Genomic DNA, 21,716 nt, shown 5'->3' on the forward strand with positions numbered 1-21,716 from the left:
ACGAACGGCGTACGAGCGAACGAGGAACCCGAAGGCCATGACGGTGACCGAAGAAACCCAGGACTACGGGCCGGGCGTCGACCCCGAACGCCTGGCCGTCTGTCTCGGCGTCCTCGACGAGCTCGACAAGCTGGACGTCGACCACCCGGACGCGATCCGCGTCCGGCGCGCCACCGCCGGCATCTACCGGACGGTGAAGCAGCGCCGCCGCCAGGAGCGCCGGGCCGCGAAGACCGCCAACGACAAGGCGGTCACGGAGGCCACGGCCACCGGTTCCGCGCAGCGCATCGACGACGAGACCGAGGGCATCCTGCCCTCCTCCGTCACCGAGGAGGGCCGGATCGCCGGGATACTCCAGCGCCCCCGGTCCTGCTACGTCTGCAAGACGCGGTTCGTCGAGGTCGACTACTTCTACCACCAGCTCTGCCAGAACTGCGCGGCCTTGAACCGGTCCAAGCGCGAGGCCCGCACCGACCTCACCGGCAAGCGCGCCCTGCTCACCGGCGGCCGGGCCAAGATCGGCATGTACATCGCGCTGCGGCTGCTGCGCGACGGCGCCCACACCACCATCACCACGCGCTTCCCCAAGGACGCCATCCGCCGCTTCAAGGCGATGGAGGACTCCGGGGACTGGATGCACCGCCTGGAAGTCGTCGGCATCGACCTGCGCGACCCCGCCCAGGCGGTGGCGCTCGCGGACCAGATGACCGAGGCCGGTCCGCTCGACATCCTGATCAACAACGCGACGCAGACCGTGCGCCGGCTGCCCTCCGCCTACGCCGCCCTCGTCGACGGCGAGAGCGCGCCGCTGCCCGCCGGCGAGCTGCCCGCCCACCATGTCATCGGCGCGTTCAACTCGGGCGCGGTCGGCGAGCTCGTCGGCTCGTCCGAGCTGCCCGCGGGCGTGCGCGACCTGGAGGCGCAGCAGGTCGCGGACCTGGCCCTGGTCGCGGGCAACGCCAGCATCGCCCGGCACCTCGACGGCACCGCCATCGACGCGGGCGGCCTCGTGCCGGACGTCGTCGATTCCAACACCTGGGTGCAGAGCATCGAGCAGATCTCCCCGGTGGAGCTGCTGGAGACCCAGCTGTGCAACTACACGGCGCCGTTCATCCTGATCAGCAAGCTGCGCCCGGCCATGGCCGACGCGGCGCGCAAGGCGTCCAGCGGGCGTTCCTACGTCGTGAACGTCTCCGCGATGGAGGGCGTGTTCAGCCGCGGCTACAAGGGCGCGGGGCACCCGAACACCAACGCCGCCAAGGCCGCCATGAACATGGTGACGCGGACCAGCGGTGAGGAGATGTTCACCACCGACGGCATCCTCATGACCTCGGTCGACACCGGCTGGATCACCGACGAGCGTCCGCACTTCGACAAGCTGCGGCTGGCCGAGGCCGGTTTCCACGCCCCGCTCGACCTGGTCGACGGCGCGGCCCGCGTCTACGACCCGATCGTGCGCGGCGAGGACGGCGATGACCTGTACGGCTGCTTCCTCAAGGACTACGCCCCCGCCAACTGGTAGTCCCCGCCGGCCCGCGTCCAGGCCACCGCAAGAGCGCCCCACCGGTTCGGTGGGGCGCTCTTGCGGCTCGGTTCACCCGATCGCGTCACACTTTGGAGCCCGGTAGAGCGCGGGCGCGCTCATTTGGTTACTCTGATGTCCACGGTCGGCCACCGAGGAGACACACCGTCCTCACGGCCTTCCAGGGACAGGCCTTCCACCAAGGCCGCGGTCCCGCCCGACGACCGGCGCCACCGCGACCGACCGGCAATGTCCTACAGGTACGCGACACAAAGGAGTGCGCGGTGACACCCGAACTGACGAAGCAGGAACCGAGACCGGTCGAACACAAGGACCGGCCGCGACGGAACGGCGAGCTGGGGAGCCTTGAGGTCTGGGCCCACGCGGCCCCGATCCGGCTCGCGGGCTACGAGGACGACCTCGCCGAGCCCCACATCCTGCCCGGCATCGACTGAGCCCCCTCAGGTCACCCCGGTGCCCCCCCGCCGCTCGCGGCGCGGGGGCACCGGCGCGTTCAGCGGGGCCCGCGCGCGGGCTCCCGCAGCCGGGTCGGCGGCAGGTACTCCCGTACCGGCGTCCGGTGCCACCAGGCCCCGGTCGCGCGGAGCTCGCGCCAGGTCGTGTAGCGGTACCGGTACAGCCGGGCCCGGACGAAGACCGGCGGCGCGTCCGGGAAGGGGTTGTGGGCCAGGAGCCGCAGGGTGTCCCGGTCGCCGTCGAGCAGCCGCTCGACGAACGGCCCGAACCACGCGCGCGCGTACCCGGGGCTGAGCGCCGCGAACCACATCAGCCAGTCGAGCCGCAGGTGGTACGGGGCGAACTGCCGGGGCATCCGGCGCGGATCACCGGGCTTCCCCTTGAAGCCGTACTCCCGCCACACCGTGCCCGCGTGCGGCACCGGGTCGTCGGTCCCCTCGATCACGATCTCGTCCCTGATCCGGCCGACCGTGCCGAACGCCCCATAGGTGTTGACCAGGTGGTAGGGGTCGTACGAGCGGTTCATCGCCTGGTCCCGGGAGAGCAGATTGCGCACCGGGCGGTAGCTCCGTACCAGCACGAACACGGTCAGCGCGACGACCACGACCACGTACCAGAGCGGCGGGTCCGGCCGCGGGTGCGCGCCCGTGAGGGACGAGGCGTCCACGACGGAGAGCGCCAGCACGATGGTGATCCAGTTCAGCCAGGCGAAGTTGCCCGAGAGCACCAGCCACAGCTGCGTCGCCACCATCAGCCCGGCCGCGAAAGTGGCGACCGGCTGCGGGGTGAACAGCAGGAACGGCACGAACAGCTGTACGACGTGGTTGGCCGCCGCCTCCACCCGGTGCAGCGGGCGCGGGAGGCGGTGGAAGAACCAGCTCAGCGGGCCGGGCATCGGCTGGGTCTCGTGGTGGTGGTAGAGGCAGGTCAGGTTCCGCCAGCACCGGTCGCCGCGGATCTTGATGAGCCCGGCACCGAACTCGACCCGGAAGAGCAGCCAGCGCAGCAGGAAGAGGACCAGAACCGGCGGTCCCGTGTCGTCGTTGCCGAGGAAGACCGCCAGGAACCCGGCCTCCAGGAGCAGCGACTCCCAGCCGAAGGAGTACCAGGTCTGGCCCACGTTCACGATCGACAGGTACAGCCCCCACAGCACCAGCCACAGAAGCATCGAGACCGGCAGCGGCACCGCGTCCCCGGCGCCCGCCACCAGCGCGAGGGCCCCCGCCGCGCCGGACCAGGAGACCGTGGCGAACATCCGGTCGGAGTAGCGCCAGTGGAACAGCGAGGGCGTGTGCCGCGCCCGGGTCGCCCGGAGGTACTCCGGTACGGGGAGCATGCCGCGCTCCCCGATCAGCGCCCGGAACTGGAGGGCGGCCGACAGGAACGCCACGCAGTACAGCGCGGCGAGACCTCGCTGGAAGACGATCCGGCCCAGCCACAGGTCGGGCGCCGTGAACCACTCCATCGCTTCCAGTATCGGCCCGGGATCAGCCCCTGACGAGACGCCGGAGGGTACGGCCGAGACGGCGGGCGTAGGCGCGCTGGAGCACCGGGACCACGGGCCCGGCCAGCCGGGTGTACCAGGTGGCGGGGCGGCTGAACGCGGTGACCGTGAACCGGACGGTGCCGTCGGGTTCGAGGCCGACGACGAAGGACTCCTCGCCGCACTCCGGGTGGCCCGTGAGGGTGCCGTAGGCGAAGCCGGTGCGCCGCTCCTCGTACGCCGTCCAGATCACCGAGCAGGGGACGCCGAGCCTGAGCCCGCCGAGGCCCACCGACACCTCCAGGGTCACGCCGGGGGCCGCGCGGTCGGCCCCGGCGCGGACGGCGGCCCCCGAGGCGCGGTGCATCCGCCAGGTGGTGACGGCCTCGCCGGCGGCCTCGAAGGCGGCCCGGCCGTGGCCGACGACCGCGCTGTGCCGGAGGTGGTGATAGCCCTCGGGGAGGTGGTCGGGGGTCCCGGTGGCCCCGACCTCGCGGTAGCTGAGGGACGGACGGGGGCGCGCGGGCCGGGAGAGGCTGCTGAGGAAGCGGGTCATGCCGGAAGCTCCGTTCGCGGGTGGGTCGTGGGGGAGGGGCTCGGGGAGGCGTCGGTGGGGGCTTCGCGCTCCGCGGCGAGGCGGCGGTGGGCGAGGAGGGCGCAGACGGTGAAGCCGAGGGCGTTGCCCAGGCCGTGGGTCGCCGCCGTCCAGGTCAGGCTGAGGTGCGGCAGGCCGGTCGCCTCGCCGAGCGCCCAGCTCAGCGCCAGGAGCATCGTGACGAAGAGGACCGCGGCCGAGACGGCGAGCAGTCCGCGGGTGATCCGGTCGGTGCCCACGGCCCGGCGTTCGCGCAGGGTCAGGACGGCGACCGTGGTCATTCCGGCGGTGAGGACGACCGCCCCGGCGAGCTCGGCCCAGTCGTCGACGAAGTAGCCGAGCAGGACGAGCAGTGTCCCGGCGGGGACGCTGAGCGCGGCGAAGCGGGCTGCGGGACCGTCGTCGAGGCGGCAGAGCAGCCCGGCGACCAGGGCGGCGGCGAACCCCGCGAAGTGGAAGTGCGGGACGGTCAGCGTGAGGAGGTCCAGGTCGAAGCCGAACAGCGGGTACGAGGCCCGCTCGGCGACGAGCGCGAGACCGGCGACGGAGGGCGCGACGAGGGCCGTGAGCACGGCCGTCTCCGCCGGGCGCAGCGAGCGGGTGAGGAAGAGCCTCGCCGGGGCCTGGAGCGCGAGCGCGAGGGTGGCGAGGGCGTAGACGGCGGCGAGCGCGGTCGAGAGCCCGGAGCGGGGCAGCCACAGGGCCGCGGCGCCGGGGACGGCGAACAGCGGCCAGGCCCGCCGCAGCAGGTCCCCGCCCGGTGGCCGGGGGCCGTCCAGGAGCGCGAGCCCCGTCGGGACCACCCAGAACATGCCGATCGTGACCACCGAGGCGACGAGGACCGACAGTGCGGTCATGTGCCCCTCCCCCCGCTTGAACGCGTTCAACTTGGCGATTTCGAGCGTAGAGGCTTTCTTGAACGTGTTCAAGTCCCTTGTCTCCGGTCGCCTACCCGGTCGGCCGCCCTCCGCTTGCGGTGCCCCGCGTGCTGCGACAGACATGAGGGACCGGCTGGAGGGACTGGCCGGAGGGCCGGCCGGAACCCGGGCGCCGGACCCCGGACGAGAAAGCGGGAGACACCAGGTGCGCTCAGCCCTCCGCCGGACGCGGCGAAACCCCACCGCCGCCGCGGCACAGACGCGCGCCGAAGGACAGACGCGCGGGGAGGCGCCGACGCGCGCTCCCGCCGCCACGCCCGCCGCCGTGTCCACCCGTACCGCCGCGCGCTCCGCCGCCGCCCTCGCCGCCGCCCTGCTGCTCGCCGGTTGCTCCTCCGTCTGGGAGGGCTCGCGCGGCGGGGCTGCGCCCGCCGCGGCGGGCGGCGGTGAGGACGTGTTCCTCCAGCCGCTCGCGGCCCAGGGCCCCGACCCCTTCACCGCTTCCACCGTCCGCAACGCCGTACGGCCGCCGTCCCCCGGGCGGGACCCCAGCGCCCCGGCCGAGCAGGTCCGCGAGGTCATCGGCTCCACCCCGGGCCTCTACGGGGGCACCCGGTCGGTCGGCAGCTGCGACGTCGAACGGCAGGTCGCCTTCCTCGGTACCGACCCGGGCAAGACCCGTGCCTTCGCGGAGGCCGCCGGCATCCCCGAGAGCAAGGTCGCCGGCTGGCTGCGCGGGCTGACCCCGGTGGTCCTGCGCGCGGACGTCAGGGTCACCAACCACGGCTACCGCGAGGGCCGCGCCACGGCCTTCCAGTCCGTCCTGCAGTCCGGTACGGCCGTCCTCGTCGACCAGTACGGGTCGCCGCGCGTCCGCTGCGCCTGCGGCAACCCCCTGCGCACCCCGGAGGCGACCCCGTCCGGCGTCCACCGGGGCGAGCCCTGGGACGAGTTCGACCCCGACCGTGTGATCGTCGTCCGGCCCACGACCACCGTCGTCACCAGCCTGGTCATCGTGAACGCCACCGACCGCAGCTGGATCGAACGGCGGACCGGCAGCGACGGCCGCGAGGACCGCGCACCCGCCGTGGCTCCGGCCTGCGACCCCGACGCCTGCGCCCTCACCGGGACCGGCACTCCCGCCCCGGCCACGCCCGACACCGGAGCTCCCGACACCGGCGCCCCGGATCGTCGTACCTCCCCGGCCCCCGCCTCCCCGGTCCCGCCCGCGCCCGTGCCGTCCGACCCCTCGGCCCCCCTCCCGGTCGGCCCCGACGCCTCCGGAACCGGTGGCACCGGCACCGAGCCCGCCCCCACGAACCCGGACCCGAACCCCCACCCCGTCCCCGACACCCCGCCGATCCCGGACGGGAACCCCGACCGGAACCCCGACGGGAGCCACGACCCCTACGCGGACCCCTATGCCGACCCGTACGCCGACCCCCGTACGGAACCCTTCCCCGACCCCTTCTCCGTGCCGCCCACCGTGCCCGAAGGCGAGCTGCCGCCCGAGCAGCTCTTCCCGGCGGGCCCGGTCCCGGACCGGCCCGAGACCTTCGAGGGGTGAAACGGATCTTCATGGTGCGCGCGGGCGGGGCTCCGCCTAGCGTGGCCCCATGAACGTGGGCAGCGGGGGCGGCGAGTCGACCGGGCGGCCGGCGCGGGTGCGGCTGGGGCCGGTGCCCGGCGCGGCCGGAATCCTGTCCGCGTACGGCTCCGCCTTCCGTATGGGCGGCTTCGACTGGGACCTGGTCGCCGGCACGATGGTCATGGACGACGCCTCGCTCGACGTCTTCGACATGGACCGCGCGGACTACGACGGCCGGCCCGAGACTCTCGGCTCACGGGTGCTGCCCGACGAGGGCCGCCGTCTCGACACCCTGGTCGCCCAGGCGCTCAAGGACGGCAGCGAGCAGTACGGCGCGTACTTCCGCATCCGGCGCAGAGACGGCGGACACCAGTGGACCCACACCCAGGGGATCGTCCACCGCGACGACACCGGCCGCCCGGTGCGCATCATCGGCGTCGTCCGCGACGCCACGCACGAACTCACCGAGTCCGCCGCCCGGCTCGGCCTCGACGAGGGGCGCCGCAGGCGCGCCGGGGTCGTCGAGGGCACCACGGCCGCCCTCGCGTACGCGCGGACCGTGCAGGACGTCATCGACCTGCTCAACGACTCGCACGCCCTCGAACACTTCGGCGCCGCGAGCCTCGTCGTGGGTCTCCTCGACGCCGGCCGGATCCATCTGGTCGCCGAGGGTCCCGAGGGCGCCTTCGTGCCGGGCACCCGATTCACCCGGGTGGACGAGCCGTACCCGATGAGTGAGGTGATCCGTACCCTGCGCCCCCGGTTCATCGACTCGCCGCGGGACTTCGCCGACTCCTTCCCCGTGCTCTGGCCGCACATCAGCGGACTCGGCATCACCGCCGCCGCCTATCTGCCGCTGGTCGCCCAGGCCCGGCCCATCGGGGCGCTCGGGCTGCTCTACAGCGACAGGACGGGGTTCAGCGAGGACGAGCGGACCCTGCTCGTCGCCCTCGGCAGCAGCATCGCCCAGAGCCTCCAGCGCGCCATGCTGTACGAGCAGGAGCACGACCTCGCCGAGGGGCTCCAGCAGGCGATGCTGCCGCGCCGCATCCCCGAGGTGCCCGGCGCGCGGACCGCCGTCCGCTACCGCTCGGCCCGCCTCGGCCGTGACATCGGCGGCGACTGGTACGACATCATCCCGCTGCCCGGCGGGCGGGTCGGCGCCGTCATCGGGGACGTACAGGGGCACGACACCCACGCCGCGGCCGTCATGGGACAGCTGCGGATCGTGCTGCGGGCCTACGCCGCCGAGGGGCACACCCCCGCCACCGTGATGGCGCGCGCCTCCGTCTTCCTCCACGAACTCGACACCGAACGCTTCGCCACCTGCACCTACGCGGAGGCCGACCTCGGCACCGGAGTCGTCCAGGTGGTCCGCGCCGGCCATGTCGACCCCCTGATCAGGGAGGCGGACGGCAGCTGCCGGCGCGTCCCGGTGGAGGGCGGGCTGCCGCTCGGGCTCTCCGCCGAGTTCGGCCGGCTCGACTACCCCGTGACGACCCTGGAACTGGACCCCGGCCAGACCCTGATGCTCTACACCGACGGTCTGGTGGAGAAGCCGGGCTCCGACCTCGACGAGGGCCTCCAGTGGCTCTCCGCCCTCGTCCGGCGCGGCCCCGCCGACCTCCAGGAACTCGCCGACCTCCTCTGCGACGTGGTCGCCGACCGGGGCGGGGAGGACGATGTCGCGATCCTCCTCCTGCGTCGCCAGGGCGCGCCCGGGGGCCAGGGCGCGGGCCGGTTCCAGCAGCACGTGGCGCAGAGCGACCCCGAGGCGCTCAGCTCGGCCCGGCACATGATCCGGGCGGCCGTACGGTCCTGGGGCGCCGGGGAGCGCGCCGACGAGATCGAACTGGTCGCCGACGAGCTGATGACCAACGCCCTGATGCACACCGACGGCGGGGCGATCGTGACCCTGCGGGCCCTGGGCGGGCCCGGACGGCGGCTCCGGGTGGAGGTGGAGGACCGCTCCAGCGCCCTGCCCCGGCGCCGGGAGGCGGGGGAGGCCGGGGTGTCCGGCCGGGGCCTGCTGCTCGTCGACCAGCTCTCCGACGAGTGGGGCGTGGAGTCGAGGGGTGGCGGCAAGTGTGTGTGGTGCGAGTTCACCGTGGAGCACTGAAGCTGTTAACCGAGTGTGAACTGATCGTACTTGACCGTAACTGACGGTACGCGATTGACTTCGCTCACCCGGCTCTCCGCGCAGGACAAGCTCAGGACAAGAGGACACCGTGAGCAGTGAGCTACTGGCACCCCTGGACCTGGCCTTCTGGCACCTGGAATCCCCATCCCACCCCCTCCACCTCGGGGCCCTCGCCCACTTCGGACCCCTGCCCGTGACCACCGGGCACGAGCCGGCCGACGTCCTGAGCCTGCTCGCCCGGCGCGCCGCCGCCGTCCCCCGGCTCCGCATGCGCGTCCGCGACGTCCTGCTCCCGGTCGGCGGCTCCGCCTGGACCGCAGACCCGGACTTCGACGTACGCCACCACGTCCACGAGATCGCCGTCCCCGGCGCCGACTTCCCGGCCGAGACCGCCCGGCTCGCCGCCGAACTCATGGAACGCCCCGTCGCCCGAGGTCTGCCGCCCTGGGAGATGTACCTGCTGAGCGGCGCCCCCGACGGCTCCTTCGCCGTCCTCGTCAAGCTCCACCACGCCCTCGCCGACGGCATGCGGGCCGTCGCCATCGGCGCCGGGATCTTCGACGAGATCGCCGTGGGCCGCCGCCCCGCGAACCGTCAGCGGCCGGTCCCGCCGCGCTCCTGGCTCCCCGGCCCCGGACGGCTCCTCGGCATGGCCCGCGACCGGATCGGCGACCTCGGCCGGGCCGTCGAGGTCGGTGCCTCGGTCGTCGGCGCCTCCGTCGTCCGCGCCGGACGGCTCGACGGGCGCCCCGCCCTCGCCGCCGAGTCCAGCGGAACCCGCCGGATCGCCACCGTCACACTGCCCCTCGACCGCGTCCACCGCGTCCGCCGCACCACCGGCGGAACCGCCAACGACGTCCTCCTCGCCGTCGTCGCCGGAGCCCTACGCCGCTGGTTCGACGGGCGCGGACTGCCTTTCCCCGGCGCCGACCCGCGCGCCCTCGTCCCCGTCTCGCGGCGCCGCCCCGGCACCCCGCCCGGCCCCGGAAACAGCCTCTCCGGCTACCTCGTCGACCTGCCCGTCACCGAACCCGACCCGACCGCCCGGCTCGCCGCCGTCCGTACGGCCATGGACCGCAACAAGGCCGCTGGCCCCTTCCGGGGCGCCGGAGCCGTCGCCCTCCTGGCCGACCGACTGCCCCCGCTGGCCCACCGCTTCGGCGCGCCGCTCGCCTCCGGCGCCGCCTGGCTCCTCTTCGACCTCCTCGTCACCCAGGTCCCGCTGCCCCGCTCCGCGCTCTCCCTCGGCGGCGCCCCGCTCCGCGCGCTGTTCCCCATGGCCCCGCTGGCCCGGGGCCAGTCGCTGGCCGTCGCGATGTCCCCGTACGACGGCCGGGTCCACATCGGCCTCGTCGCCGACGGCGAGGCCGTCCCCGACCTCGACGCGCTGGCCGAGGCCCTCACGGCCGAACTCGACCTGCTCGACCCACCGGCGAACTAGGGCCCGTCGTCGAACCGCTCGCCCGAACCGCCGACGCGACCCGCAGGCCACCCGACCCGAACCGGCGACGCGGTCGGCCACGCGACCCGCCGACGCGCGAGTGACCCCACCCGACCCGCCGACGTGCCTGCCGCGCGGCCCCGCCGCCCGTGCGGCAGGGTGGAGGCATGCCCGAACTCCCCGAGGTGGAAGCGCTGCGCGCGTTCCTCGACACCCACCTGGTGGGCAAGGAGATCGCCCGTGTGCTGCCCGTCGCGATCAGCGTCCTCAAGACCTACGACCCGCCCCTGAGCGCCGTCGAGGGCGCCGAGGTCACCGGCGTCGGGCGGCACGGGAAGTTCCTCGACCTCGTCACCACCGGACCCGCGGGCGAGCTTCACATCCTCGTCCACCTCGCCCGCGCGGGCTGGCTCCGCTGGCAGGACCCGCTGCCCTCCGGACCGCCCAAGCCGGGCAAGGGCCCGCTCGCCCTGCGCACCGCGCTCACCGGTGGCGACGGCTTCGACCTCACCGAGGCGGGCACCACGAAGCGCCTCGCCGTGTACGTGGTGCGCGATCCGCAGGAGGTGCCGGGCGTGGCCCGTCTCGGCCCCGACCCGCTCGCCGAGGACTTCGGGCCCGAGGAGTTCGCCGCCCTGCTCGACGGGGAACGCCGCCAGATCAAGGGCGCCCTGCGCGACCAGAGCCTCATCGCCGGTATCGGCAACGCGTACAGCGACGAGATCCTGCACGCCGCGAAGACCTCCCCCTTCAAACCGACCGCGCACCTCACCCCGGCGGAGACGGCCGCCCTCTACACCGCGATGAGGACCACCCTCCATGACGCCGTCGAACGCTCCCACGGCCTCGCCGCGGGCAGGCTCAAGGCCGAGAAGAAGAGCGGCCTGCGCGTCCACGGCCGCACCGGCGAACCCTGCCCGGTCTGCGGGGACACCATCCGCGAGGTCTCCTTCAGTGACTCCTCCCTCCAGTACTGCCCCACCTGCCAGACCGGCGGGAAGATCCTCGCCGACAGAAGGCTTTCCCGCCTTCTCAAGTAGCCGGGGCCTACACCTCGTGCGCCGCGGCGAGTTCGGTGTTGAGCGTGCGCAGGAAGGAGGCGATCGTCGCGAGCTCCGCGGGCGTGAACCGGCCGCGTGCGGTCTCGGTGGCTCGCGCCAGTGGGCTGAAGTACTCGCGGGCCAGTTCGCGGGCCTCGGAGTTGTAGACGAGGTGAACGACTCTGCGGTCCGCGCTGTCGCGTACGCGGCTGATGTGCCCTGAGCGTTCCAGCCGGTCGAGGCATGCCGTGACGGCCCCGGATGTCAGACGCAGCTCTTCCTTCAGGCGCGTGGGGGTGGCGGGCTCGTCCGAGTCGGCGGCGGAATCCATGATCACGGACAGTGCGTGGATGTCCGTCGCGTGGAGACCGCTCCTGTGGGCGAAGTCCAGCGTGCTCCGGTTCAGCTCACGGTTGAGCGTGCGGAGCAGGACGGCGTACGCGAACAGGTCGCTGGGCCCGCCGGCGGCGTCCGGTGAAGGTGACTGCATACGTCAAGCATAATATTGCTTGATCATTGAGATACTCTCTCCTTGAGATACCTCTGCCGGCCCGCCCCGTTAGGGAGTCGATGAATAGCGCGCGCCGACCGGTCCGATGGCTGGTCCCCCTCGTACTCTTGGTTGTCTGGCTCGGCCTGGGAGGCGCCTTCGGCTCCTACGCGGGCAAGCTCGGCGAGGTCTCCACGAACGACCAGGCGGCCTTCCTGCCCCAGAACGCCGAGTCCACCCGCGTCATCGCCCAGCAGAAGGCCTTCAACCAGCAGGAAACCCTCCCCGCCGTCGTCGTCTGGACAGCGGACGGGGGCGCCGACGTCTCGGAAGCCCAGCAGAAGGCGGCCACTGCCGCGCTGCGTTCGCTGGCGCGGGCCGAAGGTGTCGAAGGGGCGCCCTCTCCGGCCTTCCGCTCCGAGGACGGAAAGGCTCTGCAGGGCGTCGTGCCCCTCTCGCCCGACCTCGGGGAACGGCTCGGTGAGGTTCTGGACGAGGTCGAGCGCGCGGCGGCCGGGGTGCCGGAGACGCGTGCCCAGCTCGCCGGGCCGGCGGCGACCCAGGGGGATCTGAAAGAAGCGTTCGCGGGAATCGACGGACTTCTGCTCGGGGTGGCGCTCGCCGCCGTCCTGCTCATCCTGCTGCTCGTCTACCGCAGTGTCCTGCTCCCCTTCCTGATCATCATCAGCGCCGTCTTCGCACTCGGGGTCGCCAGTGCGATCGTGTACGTCCTCGCCGACCACGGCATCGTCCGGGTCGACGGCCAGGTCCAGGGCATTCTGTCCATCCTGGTGATCGGCGCGGCCACCGACTACGCACTCCTCCTCACCGCCCGCTTCCGCGAAGAGACCGCCGCCGGAGGTGACCGCTTCACCGCTGCCCGGGCCGCCACCAGGGGATCCTTCGGTGCCATCACCGCCAGCGCCGCGACCGTCGCCCTCGGCCTCCTGGCCCTGCTCCTCAGCGACCTGACCAACAACAGGGCCCTCGGACCGGTCGGCGCGATCGGCGTCGTCTGCGCCGTACTGACGACTCTCACGTTCCTCCCCGCCGTCCTCGCCCTGACGGGCAAGGCCGCCTTCTGGCCGGCGCAGCCGAGATCGGCCGACGCCGAAACGGGCGGTCACGGCATCTGGCGGCGCGTCGCCCACTGGGTGGACACGCGCCCCCGACCGCTGTGGATCATCACCACCGGGATCCTGCTGGCCGGCGCGGCGTTCTTCCCCGCCCTCCAGTCGAAGGGCGTCCCTCTCGACGAACTGTTCGTCAACGACGCTCCGTCCGTCGCCGCTCAGCAGACGCTGGGCCGGCACTTCCCCGGCGGCTCAGGCCAGCCCGTGGTCATCATCGCCGAGGCCGAATCCCAGGCCGCGGTGCGCGAAGCGGCCATCGCGACACCCGGAGTGGCCGACGTGCGGGTGACCACCGGCACCCCCGGCGGGCAGCCCCTGGTCGTCGACGGCAGAGTCCGCCTCGACGCCACGCTGGCCGACGCCCCCGACAGCGACGCGGCCAAGCGGACCGTCCAGAACCTGCGCGAACGCGTGCACACCGCCGAAGCGAGCACCCTGGTGGGCGGCTACACGGCGCAGCAGTACGACACGCAGCGCACCGCGGAACACGACAAGAACCTGATCATTCCCGTCGTCCTGTCCATCATCCTCGTCATCCTGATCGTCCTCCTCCGATCCCTGCTCCTGCCCGTTCTCCTGGTCGCCACCGTCGGCCTGAACTACCTGGCGACGCTCGGCATCGCGGGACTGGTCTTCGAGTACGGCTTCGGCTTCTCCGGAACGGACGCCTCCGTACCTCTGTACGGATTCGTCTTCCTCGTGGCCCTCGGGGTCGACTACAACATCTTCCTCATGTCCCGCGTACGCGAGGAGACCCTGCGGCTGGGGACCCGGCAGGGCATGCTGCGCGGCCTCATCGCCACCGGCGGTGTGATCACGTCGGCGGGAGTCGTCCTCGCCGCGACCTTCGCGGCCCTCATCGTCATTCCGCTCGCCTTCCTGGCCCAGATCGCGTTCATCGTCGCCTTCGGCGTACTCCTCGACACGATCGTGGTGCGGTCGCTCCTGGTACCCGCTCTGGTACGCGACATCGGCCCTACGGTCTGGTGGCCCGGCCGACTCGCACACGAGGCCCCCCACGAGAACCCGGACTCGACCGCGACCGGTACGAAGACCGCGGACTCGGAAGAGAGCCGCACCGGCTAGGAACACCCGAAACCGCGACAACACTCGACCGATCCGGCTCAAATAGACTGCGGCGCATGCTGCGCGTACTGGCCGTCGACGACGAGGAACCCGCCCTCGGAGAGCTGCTCTACCTGCTGCGCGCCGACCCCCGCGTCCGTACCGCCGAAGGCGCGGGCGACGCCACCGCCGCCCTGCGAAGGATCGGACGCGCGCTGGAGACCGGACCCGAGGGCGACCAGGCGATCGACGTCGTCTTCCTCGACATCCACATGCCCGGCCTCACCGGACTCGACGTGGCCCGGTTGCTCGCGGGCTTCGCCCGGCCGCCGCTCGTCGTCTTCGTCACCGCCCACGAGGGCTTCGCGCTCCAGGCCTTCGACCTGAAGGCGGTCGACTACGTCCTCAAGCCCGTCCGCCGCGAACGCCTCGCCGAAGCCGTCCGCCGTGTCCACGACCTCGTGCACGCCACCGCACTCCCCGCCCCGGCCGCGCCCGCCGCTTCCGAGCAGATCCCCGTCGAACTCGGCGGGATCACCCGCTTCGTGTCCGTCGACGACATCGCCTACGTAGAGGCCCACGGCGACTACGCCCGCCTCCACACCGACCACGGCAGCCATCTCGTCCGCATCCCGCTCTCCACCCTCGAAGAGCGCTGGGCCGCCCGCGGCTTCGTCCGCATCCACCGCAGCCACCTCGTGGCCCTCGGCCGGATCGACGAACTCCGGCTCGACGGCGGCGCCACCTCCGTACGGGTCGGCGACACCGATCTGGCGGTCAGCCGCCGGCACGCCCGCCCGCTGCGGGACCTCCTGATGCGCCGCGCCGGGGGCTGAGCACGGCTCCGGTCCGCCCCCTACCGCGGGTGCTCCCACCTGCGTAGACTCCACGCGTCCCGGGCCCGAGGCCAGGAGGGACTTTCCGGAAACGGCCGAGGGCCGCCACCGCCGAGGGAAGCGGACGCCGATGCCCGAGCAGCACCCTCACCCGGCCTTCGGCCGGGGGGACCCCCAGCGCAGGCCCCGCCGCGAGACCGTCACCTACGCCTCCGCCCACGGCACCGGCGCGGGGCCGAGCCCCGCGCGGCGACGCCCGGTCCACCCGCCCGCCCGCTCCGAGATCGACGAGCAGACCACCCTCGGCCACACCTATGTCCGCTCCCTGATGCGCAGCCAGCTGCGCGCCGCCCTCACCGCTCTCGGCGCTCTCGCCCTGCTCGTCGGCTCCCTGCCGCTGGTCCTCGCCGTCCCCGCCCCCGAGGCGATCGTCTGGATCGTCCTCGGCGTCGGGGTGTACCCGGTCGTCTGGGCCATCGCCCACTGGTACGTGCGCCGGGCCGAACGCAACGAGCGCGACTTCACCCGCCTCGTCGAACGCTGAAACCCCCTCCGTGAACCAGACCTACGCCGTCGCGGCCGTCACCGCCGTCGTCCTCGCCACCGTCCTCATCGGCGCCCTCGGCCTGCGCGTCTCCCGCACCACCTCCGACTTCTACGTGGCCTCCCGCACCGTCCGGCCCGCGCTCAACGCCGCCGCGATCAGCGGCGAGTACCTGTCCGCCGCCTCCTTCCTCGGCATCGCCGGACTCGTCCTCGTCCAGGGCCCCGCCATGCTCTGGTACCCGGTCGGCTACACCGCCGGATACCTCGTGCTCCTCGTCCTCGTCGCCGCCCCGCTGCGCCGCTCGGGGGCGTACACCCTCTCCGACTTCGCCGAGGCCCGCCTCGAATCCCCGCAGGCCCGCCGGCTCGCCAGCCTCTTCGTCGTCGGCATCGGCTGGCTGTACCTGCTGCCTCAGCTCCAGGGCGCCGGGCTCACCCTGGAGATCCTCACCGGAGCCCCCGACTGGGTCGGCGGGCTGCTCGTGGCGCTCGTCGTCACCGGCACGGTCGCCGCCGGAGGGATGCGGAGCATCACCTTCGTCCAGGCCTTCCAGTACTGGCTGAAGCTCACCGCCCTGCTCGTCCCCGCCCTCTTCCTGCTCGCCGCCTGGTACGGCGACGGGGCACCCAGGGCCCGCTTCGACGCCCCGGCCGTGCTGCGCGGCCACACCGTCGTCACGGTCGCCGACACCGTACGGATCGGGCTGGACGAGCCGCTCACCCTCACCGTCACCGGCAGCGTCGACTCCGTCCCGTACGAGCACCGGACCCTGACGCTCGCGCCCGGGACCCACCACGTCCTCGCCGGCACCTCGCTCGCCTTCGCCCCGGGCACGGCGCTCCCCGAGCGGGCCGTGAGCGGCACCGATCCGCTCGGCTGGTCCCAGCCGCTGGCCGGCGGACGCGACGGCCACCAGCTGTACGCCACCTACGGGCTCATCCTGGCGACCTTCCTCGGCACCATGGGCCTGCCGCACGTCGCCGTCCGCTTCTACACCAGCCCGCACGGCCGCGCCGCCCGCCGCACCACCCTCGTCGTCCTCGGCCTCGTCGGCGCCTTCTACCTGCTGCCCCCGCTCTACGGCGCCCTCGGCCGGATCTACGCCCCCGAACTCGCCCTCACCGGCTCCGCCGACGCCGCCGTGCTCGTGCTCCCCGACCGCATCCTCGGCGGCCTCCCGGGGGACCTGCTCGGCGCGCTCCTCGCGGGCGGCGCCTTCGCCGCCTTCCTCTCCACCGCCTCCGGGCTCACCATGTCCGTCGCCGGAGTCCTCACCCAGGACGTGCTGCCCTCCCGGGGCGTACGGCACTTCCGCCTCGCGACCCTCCTCGCCACCGCCGTCCCGCTCGCCGTCGGCGTGGCCGCCTCGAAGGTGCCGGTCGCCGACGCCGTCGGCCTCGCCTTCGCCGTCTCCGCCTCCTCCTTCTGCCCGTTGCTCGTCCTCGGCATCTGGTGGCGGCGGCTGACCCCGCCCGGCGCCATGGCCGGACTTCTGCTCGGCGGCGGCTCCGCCCTCGCGGCGGTGATGGCGACCCGGGCAGGGCTCGCGCCCGAGGGGTGGCCGCACACGCTGATGGCCTGGCCGGCCGTCTGGTCGGTGCCGCTCGGCTTCCTCACCATGGTCCTCGTCTCGCTCGCCACCCCCCGCCGGATCCCGCCGGGCACACCGGCCCTCCTCGCACGCCTCCACCTGCCGGAGGAGATCACCGGGCTGACGGGCGAGGCCGCGGGCTTCCCGCCCGCCCAGAACCCACGCGCCCCCGCCACGGGCGGACCCCCGGAGGTGCACCGATGAGCGGCATCGCCCTCGCCGCCGCGGCCGTACTGCTCGCCGCCGGTTTCGTCCTCGGCCGGTACGCGGCCCGGCGCGGCGGGCCCGCCGCCGACCCCGACCTCGGCACGCCCGTCGAGCGGGCCACCTTCCACACCCTGCACACCGCCTCGCTCGCGGCCCCGCCGCTCCGGGCCGGACTCACCGAGGAGACCGCCCGCAAGGCGGCGGGGACCCTCCGCTCGCTCCTCGGCACCGAGGCGCTCTGCCTCACCGACCGGGGTGCGGTCCTCGCCTGGGACGGACCGGGCGAGGAACACCACCGGGCGCACGTCCCTCACCAGGCGGCCGACACCCTGGAGTCGGGCCGCAGCCGGTCCGCGCCCACCGGCTGCGCCGATCCGGCGTGCCCGCTGCGGTGGGCGGTGATCGCCCCGCTCACCGGGGAGGACGGGGTGCTCGGCGCGCTGGTCGCCTACGGCTCGCGGGAGTCCGCCGTCCTGGTGCGGGCCGCCACCGAAGTCGCCCGCTGGGCCTCCGTACAGCTGGAACTGGCCGAGCTCGACCGCTCGCGGACCCGGATCGTGGAGGCCGAGATCCGTGCGCTGCGCGCCCAGATCTCCCCGCACTTCATCTTCAACTCCCTCGCGGCCATAGCCTCGTTCGTCCGCACCGACCCGGAGCAGGCCCGGGAACTCCTGCTCGAATTCGCCGACTTCACCCGCTACTCCTTCCGCAGGCACGGCGAGTTCGCCCAGCTGGCCGACGAACTGCGGTCCGTCGAGCAGTACTTGGCCCTGGCGGGGGCCCGCTTCGGAGACCGGCTCAAGGTGACCCTCCAGATCGCCCCCGAGGTGCTGCCGGTGACCCTGCCCTTCCTCTGCCTCCAGCCCCTGGTGGAGAACGCGGTGAAGCACGGCCTCCAGGACCGGGAGCGGGGCTGCCGGGTCACCATCGCCGCCCGGGACGCGGGCGCGGAGGCCGTGGTGACCGTCGAGGACGACGGCATCGGCATGGACCCGGAACTACTGCGCGCGGTCCTGCGCGGCGAGCACCCGGCGGGCTCCGGCATCGGCCTCTCCAACGTGGACGAGAGGCTGCGCCAGGTGTACGGGGCGGAGTACGGGCTCGTCATCGAGACGGGCGTCCGGGCGGGCATGAAGGTGACCGTACGCGTTCCCAAGTACCGCCCAGGAGTGCATCGTTCGGCACCCTGAACGGGGCGGCGGCTCAGCGCAGGTGCAGCGAGAGGTGTGCGAGCGGCAGGCCGAGCTTCCAGGCCGGCAGCCAGATCTGGTCGTCCTCGTCGACGGGGGAGTCGGGACCGGCCCTGCCATCGAGGTCGGCGGCGCGCACCCAGGTGTCCCGCAGGCTGCGCCACGCGGTCTCGGCCAGCGCCAGGTCGGGGGCGCCGCCGCCGGCCGTACGCCGGGCGGTGAGCCGCTCCTCGACCCAGGGCGGCCAGGACCGGTCGTACGCCGTATGGCGCAGCCACTCGTCGATCCGGCCGTCGGCCCGGCCGCCCGTCGGCCCTCCCGGCTCCTCCGAGAGGAGGACGGTGAGGGAGAGCGCCTGGAGACCCGCCCGGTACTCCAGCGAGCCGGGCGCCACGAGTGCGGCGGCCCGCAGCACCTCGTCGGCCAGGTACTCGGCGCACAGCCAGGCCATCGGTACGGCGAGACCGCCGCCGCTCGTGCCGCCGGCGCCGTTCGTGCTCTCGGGCAGCAACGTTCCCACCTTCTCCCGGAGATCGGGGACCCGGATGTGCGGGACCCGGGGAGAGCTTCCTCCGAGAAGGGCGCCCGTGTGTCCCGCTTTGCTCAACTCGCCCGTGTGGATTCGGATACGTTTCCCGGCCGGATCGGTACCGGTGATGCGGATGAGACGCAGGGGTACCGATGGCCTGAGGGGTGTGCTGCTCGATCCAGTCCGTGGCCCGTACCGCGTCGGGCGTCCGGTCGTCAGCCGAGCAGGGCGTACACGGCGGTGGCGTGGGCGGCCGTCTCCTCGGTGCCCTCGGCCGTCATGGTGATGTCGGCGAAGGCCATCCGCTTCCCCGCCTTGGTGAGCCGGGCCCGCACCAGGACGTCGGCGCCGACGACCGCCCGCTGGAAGCTGATGGACTGCTGGACGGTGGTCATCGTGCGGCCCCCGCGCGGGGCCGGGCAACGGGTGCGCGGTGCGGCCGGTAGCCGGGCAGCGACCGGCCGAGCTGGCGCAGCGCGTAGTGGGAGCGGGACTTCACCGTGCCCGCGGGGATGCCGAGTTCGACGGCGGCCTCGTTCACGGTGAGGCCGTGGAAGTAGAGCCGGACGAGGACCGCGCGGTGCTCGGGGCTCAGCTCGCGGACCGCCGCCCGTACGTCGAGGGCGGCCTCGGCCGAGGCGGTGGCGTCGGCCGGGTCGGGGGTGACGGCGAGGACGCCGTCGCCGATCTCGGCGGGCCGGGCGAGGCGTGAGCGCCGGGCGTCGATGGCGAGGCGACGGGCCACGGTGAAGAGCCAGGGGCGCATCGACCCGTAGGGGCCGTCGAAGGCCTCGGGGTGGAGCCAGGCCCGTACCAGGGTCTCCTGGGCGAGGTCCTCGGCCCGCTGGCGGTCCCCGTAGGTGAGCCCGAGCAGGAAGGAGAGCAGCGCGGGGCCGTGGTCCCGCTGGAGCTCCTCAAGGGTCCGTTCGTCGGTGGTCGCCGTCGTCATGCTTCCCGCCTCTCCCGCGCTCGTCGTCCGGGGCGTATACGAGCGCATCCGGAAGGCGAGCGACAGGGAACGGACATCGGTCTGCGACGAACGGTCGCACCGAGCGACGAATGGCACGGCGAGCGGTCAGCCGGAGTCGCTGCGTCCGTTTCAGCGGGGTTCATGGCCCTCTGCGGCCTTGACCCTTGACTGAGGCTTTCCCGCGAGATCAATTCGTGTGAACACATGTTCATCCCACGAATCGGGGGAGTGCCGTCCATGACCTCACGTTCAGGACCCGCGGGGGTGGCGGCCCTCGCCGCCGTCCTGCTCGCGGGGGCGACCGGCTGCGCCGGCGGGCTCGCTCCGGCCGGCGGAGCCCCCACCCCCAGGGTCACCAAGACGGGCCCTGCCGTCCCGTCCGCGGCGCCCGGCGGCGCCTCCGCGCCCACCGGGTTCACCCTCGTCGCCTCCGGCGACGTCCTCCCGCACGACTCGATCATCCGCCGGGCCGCGGCGGACTCCGAGGGCGACGGCTACGACTTCGCCCCGATGTTCGCCGGGGTGAAGTCCGTCGTCTCCGGGGCCGACCTGGCCATCTGCCACATGGAGACCGTCTACGGGAAGGGCGGCGGGCCCTACACCGGATACCCGGCGTTCAAGTCGCCCCCCGAGGTCGCCGCCGCGCTCAAGGCCACCGGGTACGACTCCTGCTCCACCGCCTCCAACCACACCCTCGACGACGGCGCCGACGGCCTCGGCCGCACCCTGGACGCACTCGACCGGGCCGGTGTCCGGCACGCCGGATCGGCCCGTACGGAGGCGGAGGCGGCGAAGCCCACCCTGCTCAAGGCGGGCGGCGCCACCGTGGCACAGCTCGCCTACACGTACGACACCAACGGCTATCCGATGCCCGAGGGGCAGCCCTGGGCGGTCCGGCTGCTCGACGAGCGGCAGGTGATCGCCGACGCCCGCGCCGCCCGCGCGGCCGGCGCCGACGTGGTCGTGGTCAGCGTCCACTGGGGCACCGAGTGGCAGACCGAGCCCGACGAGCGGCAGCTCTCCCTCGGCCGCGCGCTCACCGCCTCGCAGAGCGGCGGACGCCCCGACATCGACCTGATCATCGGCACCCACGCCCATGTCCCGCAGGCGTACGAGAAGGTCAACGGCACCTGGATCATCTACGGGATGGGGGACCAGATCGCCGGGGACATGATCAACCACGAGGGCGCCTTCGACCCGCGCGGCAACCAGGGCAGCATCGGCCGTTTCACCTTCGCCCCGCCCCGGACCCCGGGCGCGCGCTGGGAGGTCACCAGGGCCGAGTTCGTGCCCCAGTGGTTCGACACCGGGCGCGGCCGGGTGGTGAACCTCGGCGCCGACGACGGGACCTCGCAGAACCGGTCCGACATCCGCGACGCGATCCGGCAGGTGGTACTCGGCAGGGGCGCGGCGAAGGACGGGCTGGTGATGGGGAAGTAGCCCGGCCCTGCCCCGGGCCGCTGCGGCCGGCCGGGGAGGGGCGGTGCCGGACTCGGCACGGCCGCCCGGCGTCGCGCGCGGCCGGTCACGGTACGACGGTGACCGGCCAGCGGCCCGCCTTCACCAGCCGGACCGCCACCGAGCCCATGAGCCGGTGTCCCGCCGACTCGGAGGCGCCCACCACCACTGCGTCCGCCTTCAGTTCCCCGGCCGCCCGGACCAGGCCCGCGTAGGCGTCGCCCCGGAAGGTGCGGAACTCCCAGCGGATCCGCCAGAGGTCCTTCACCCGCTCGGCGGACGTACGGATCTCCTCGACGAGGCCCTCCGCGATCTCCTCCGTGGTCCCGCCCACGGCCACGCCCATCGCCGCGCCCGCCGCGATCACCGGCTGGACGTACACGAGCGCGAGCAGCGCGTTCTGGCGCCGGGCGAGCCCCGCCGCGTACGCCGTCGCGCGGAGGGAGGAGGCGGAGCCGTCGACTCCCGCCATGATCACTTTCGGGCCGTCGGTGCCGCGTTCGAACCGGTCGGGCTGCTGTTCGGTCACCTCGGGA

General features: G+C 73.5%; 19 protein-coding genes and 1 pseudogene. 12 read left to right on the plus strand and 8 right to left on the minus strand.

Annotated elements, in window-relative coordinates:
- The first annotated feature begins 37 nt into the window (after nucleotides 1-37).
- Nucleotides 38-1,522: an SDR family NAD(P)-dependent oxidoreductase gene (locus V4Y03_RS30300; protein ID WP_317878165.1), complete on the plus strand. Its 1,485-nt coding sequence runs from the start codon at nucleotides 38-40 to the stop codon at nucleotides 1,520-1,522.
- A 284-nt stretch (nucleotides 1,523-1,806) separates the two neighbouring features.
- Nucleotides 1,807-1,977 carry a hypothetical protein gene (locus tag V4Y03_RS30305; RefSeq protein WP_317878164.1) on the plus strand — a complete coding sequence of 57 codons (171 nt, stop codon included), beginning with the start codon at nucleotides 1,807-1,809 and terminating at the stop codon, nucleotides 1,975-1,977.
- A 59-nt stretch (nucleotides 1,978-2,036) separates the two neighbouring features.
- On the opposite strand, the gene V4Y03_RS30310 is transcribed toward V4Y03_RS30305, so the two are convergent.
- Genes V4Y03_RS30310 through V4Y03_RS30320 form a run of 3 tightly spaced genes read right to left on the minus strand, consistent with a single transcriptional unit; the run spans nucleotide 2,037 to nucleotide 4,925 of the window.
- Nucleotides 2,037-3,464 (minus strand): lipase maturation factor family protein, encoded by a 1,428-nt coding sequence (locus tag V4Y03_RS30310; protein ID WP_332437022.1) that lies wholly within the window; start codon nucleotides 3,462-3,464, stop codon nucleotides 2,037-2,039.
- A gap of 22 nt (nucleotides 3,465-3,486) precedes the next feature.
- Nucleotides 3,487-4,038 (minus strand): DUF1990 family protein, encoded by a 552-nt coding sequence (locus V4Y03_RS30315; protein ID WP_332437024.1) that lies wholly within the window; start codon nucleotides 4,036-4,038, stop codon nucleotides 3,487-3,489.
- On the minus strand, nucleotides 4,035-4,925 hold the full coding sequence (locus V4Y03_RS30320; RefSeq protein ID WP_332437298.1) for a YndJ family protein: 891 nt from the start codon (nucleotides 4,923-4,925) through the stop codon (nucleotides 4,035-4,037). The genes V4Y03_RS30315 and V4Y03_RS30320 overlap by 4 nt, the downstream gene beginning before the upstream one ends.
- 355 nt (nucleotides 4,926-5,280) lie before the next feature.
- Here V4Y03_RS30320 and V4Y03_RS30325 point away from each other — a divergent pair, with 355 nt between their 5' ends.
- From V4Y03_RS30325 to V4Y03_RS30340, 4 genes are all read left to right on the plus strand, one after another.
- Entirely contained in the window at nucleotides 5,281-6,522 is a 1,242-nt protein-coding gene (locus V4Y03_RS30325; protein WP_332437025.1) for a DUF6777 domain-containing protein, read from the plus strand.
- Nucleotides 6,523-6,571: 49 nt separating this feature from the next.
- Entirely contained in the window at nucleotides 6,572-8,662 is a 2,091-nt protein-coding gene (locus V4Y03_RS30330; protein WP_317878403.1) for a SpoIIE family protein phosphatase, read from the plus strand.
- 109 nt (nucleotides 8,663-8,771) lie between these two features.
- On the plus strand, nucleotides 8,772-10,124 hold the full coding sequence (locus V4Y03_RS30335) for a wax ester/triacylglycerol synthase family O-acyltransferase (protein ID WP_332437026.1): 1,353 nt from the start codon (nucleotides 8,772-8,774) through the stop codon (nucleotides 10,122-10,124).
- Between the two features lie 167 nt (nucleotides 10,125-10,291).
- Nucleotides 10,292-11,164 carry an Fpg/Nei family DNA glycosylase gene (locus tag V4Y03_RS30340; RefSeq protein ID WP_317875489.1) on the plus strand — a complete coding sequence of 291 codons (873 nt, stop codon included), beginning with the start codon at nucleotides 10,292-10,294 and terminating at the stop codon, nucleotides 11,162-11,164.
- A gap of 7 nt (nucleotides 11,165-11,171) precedes the next feature.
- Here V4Y03_RS30340 and V4Y03_RS30345 read toward each other — a convergent pair whose 3' ends face one another.
- Nucleotides 11,172-11,654, minus strand: coding sequence for a MarR family winged helix-turn-helix transcriptional regulator (locus V4Y03_RS30345; RefSeq protein WP_332437027.1), 483 nt, complete (start codon nucleotides 11,652-11,654; stop codon nucleotides 11,172-11,174).
- An 80-nt stretch (nucleotides 11,655-11,734) separates the two neighbouring features.
- Here V4Y03_RS30345 and V4Y03_RS30350 point away from each other — a divergent pair, with 80 nt between their 5' ends.
- The 5 genes from V4Y03_RS30350 to V4Y03_RS30370 all read left to right on the plus strand — a co-directional run bounded on the left by V4Y03_RS30350 (nucleotide 11,735) and on the right by V4Y03_RS30370 (nucleotide 18,223).
- Entirely contained in the window at nucleotides 11,735-13,873 is a 2,139-nt protein-coding gene (locus V4Y03_RS30350; RefSeq protein WP_332437028.1) for an MMPL family transporter, read from the plus strand.
- Nucleotides 13,874-13,929: 56 nt separating this feature from the next.
- Nucleotides 13,930-14,688: a LytR/AlgR family response regulator transcription factor gene (locus V4Y03_RS30355; RefSeq protein ID WP_317875486.1), complete on the plus strand. Its 759-nt coding sequence runs from the start codon at nucleotides 13,930-13,932 to the stop codon at nucleotides 14,686-14,688.
- Nucleotides 14,689-14,818: 130 nt separating this feature from the next.
- Nucleotides 14,819-15,232 carry a hypothetical protein gene (locus tag V4Y03_RS30360; protein WP_317875485.1) on the plus strand — a complete coding sequence of 138 codons (414 nt, stop codon included), beginning with the start codon at nucleotides 14,819-14,821 and terminating at the stop codon, nucleotides 15,230-15,232.
- Between the two features lie 10 nt (nucleotides 15,233-15,242).
- Complete coding sequence (locus V4Y03_RS30365; protein ID WP_332437029.1) at nucleotides 15,243-17,030, plus strand: sodium/solute symporter; 1,788 nt, start codon at nucleotides 15,243-15,245, stop codon at nucleotides 17,028-17,030.
- Nucleotides 17,027-18,223 (plus strand): histidine kinase, encoded by a 1,197-nt coding sequence (locus tag V4Y03_RS30370; RefSeq protein WP_332437030.1) that lies wholly within the window; start codon nucleotides 17,027-17,029, stop codon nucleotides 18,221-18,223. The genes V4Y03_RS30365 and V4Y03_RS30370 overlap by 4 nt, the downstream gene beginning before the upstream one ends.
- 13 nt (nucleotides 18,224-18,236) lie before the next feature.
- Here the strand turns inward: V4Y03_RS30370 and V4Y03_RS30375 are convergent, their stop codons facing one another.
- The 3 genes and pseudogenes from V4Y03_RS30375 to V4Y03_RS30385 all read right to left on the minus strand — a co-directional run bounded on the left by V4Y03_RS30375 (nucleotide 18,237) and on the right by V4Y03_RS30385 (nucleotide 19,701).
- Nucleotides 18,237-18,743, minus strand: coding sequence for a hypothetical protein (locus V4Y03_RS30375; RefSeq protein WP_443079848.1), 507 nt, complete (start codon nucleotides 18,741-18,743; stop codon nucleotides 18,237-18,239).
- A 224-nt stretch (nucleotides 18,744-18,967) separates the two neighbouring features.
- Nucleotides 18,968-19,168, minus strand: a pseudogene (locus tag V4Y03_RS30380) (hotdog domain-containing protein); the annotation flags it as partial.
- Nucleotides 19,144-19,701: a sigma-70 family RNA polymerase sigma factor gene (locus V4Y03_RS30385; RefSeq protein ID WP_317878067.1), complete on the minus strand. Its 558-nt coding sequence runs from the start codon at nucleotides 19,699-19,701 to the stop codon at nucleotides 19,144-19,146. The pseudogene V4Y03_RS30380 and the gene V4Y03_RS30385, both read right to left, overlap by 25 nt.
- A gap of 258 nt (nucleotides 19,702-19,959) precedes the next feature.
- On the opposite strand from V4Y03_RS30385, the gene V4Y03_RS30390 reads away from it, so the two are divergent.
- Entirely contained in the window at nucleotides 19,960-21,162 is a 1,203-nt protein-coding gene (locus V4Y03_RS30390) for a CapA family protein (protein WP_332437032.1), read from the plus strand.
- Between the two features lie 85 nt (nucleotides 21,163-21,247).
- On the opposite strand, the gene V4Y03_RS30395 is transcribed toward V4Y03_RS30390, so the two are convergent.
- Nucleotides 21,248-21,709: a universal stress protein gene (locus V4Y03_RS30395; RefSeq protein ID WP_317878069.1), complete on the minus strand. Its 462-nt coding sequence runs from the start codon at nucleotides 21,707-21,709 to the stop codon at nucleotides 21,248-21,250.
- Nucleotides 21,710-21,716 lie beyond the last annotated feature (7 nt).

This window comes from Streptomyces sp. P9-A4 (assembly GCF_036634195.1).
GTDB lineage: Bacteria > Actinomycetota > Actinomycetes > Streptomycetales > Streptomycetaceae > Streptomyces.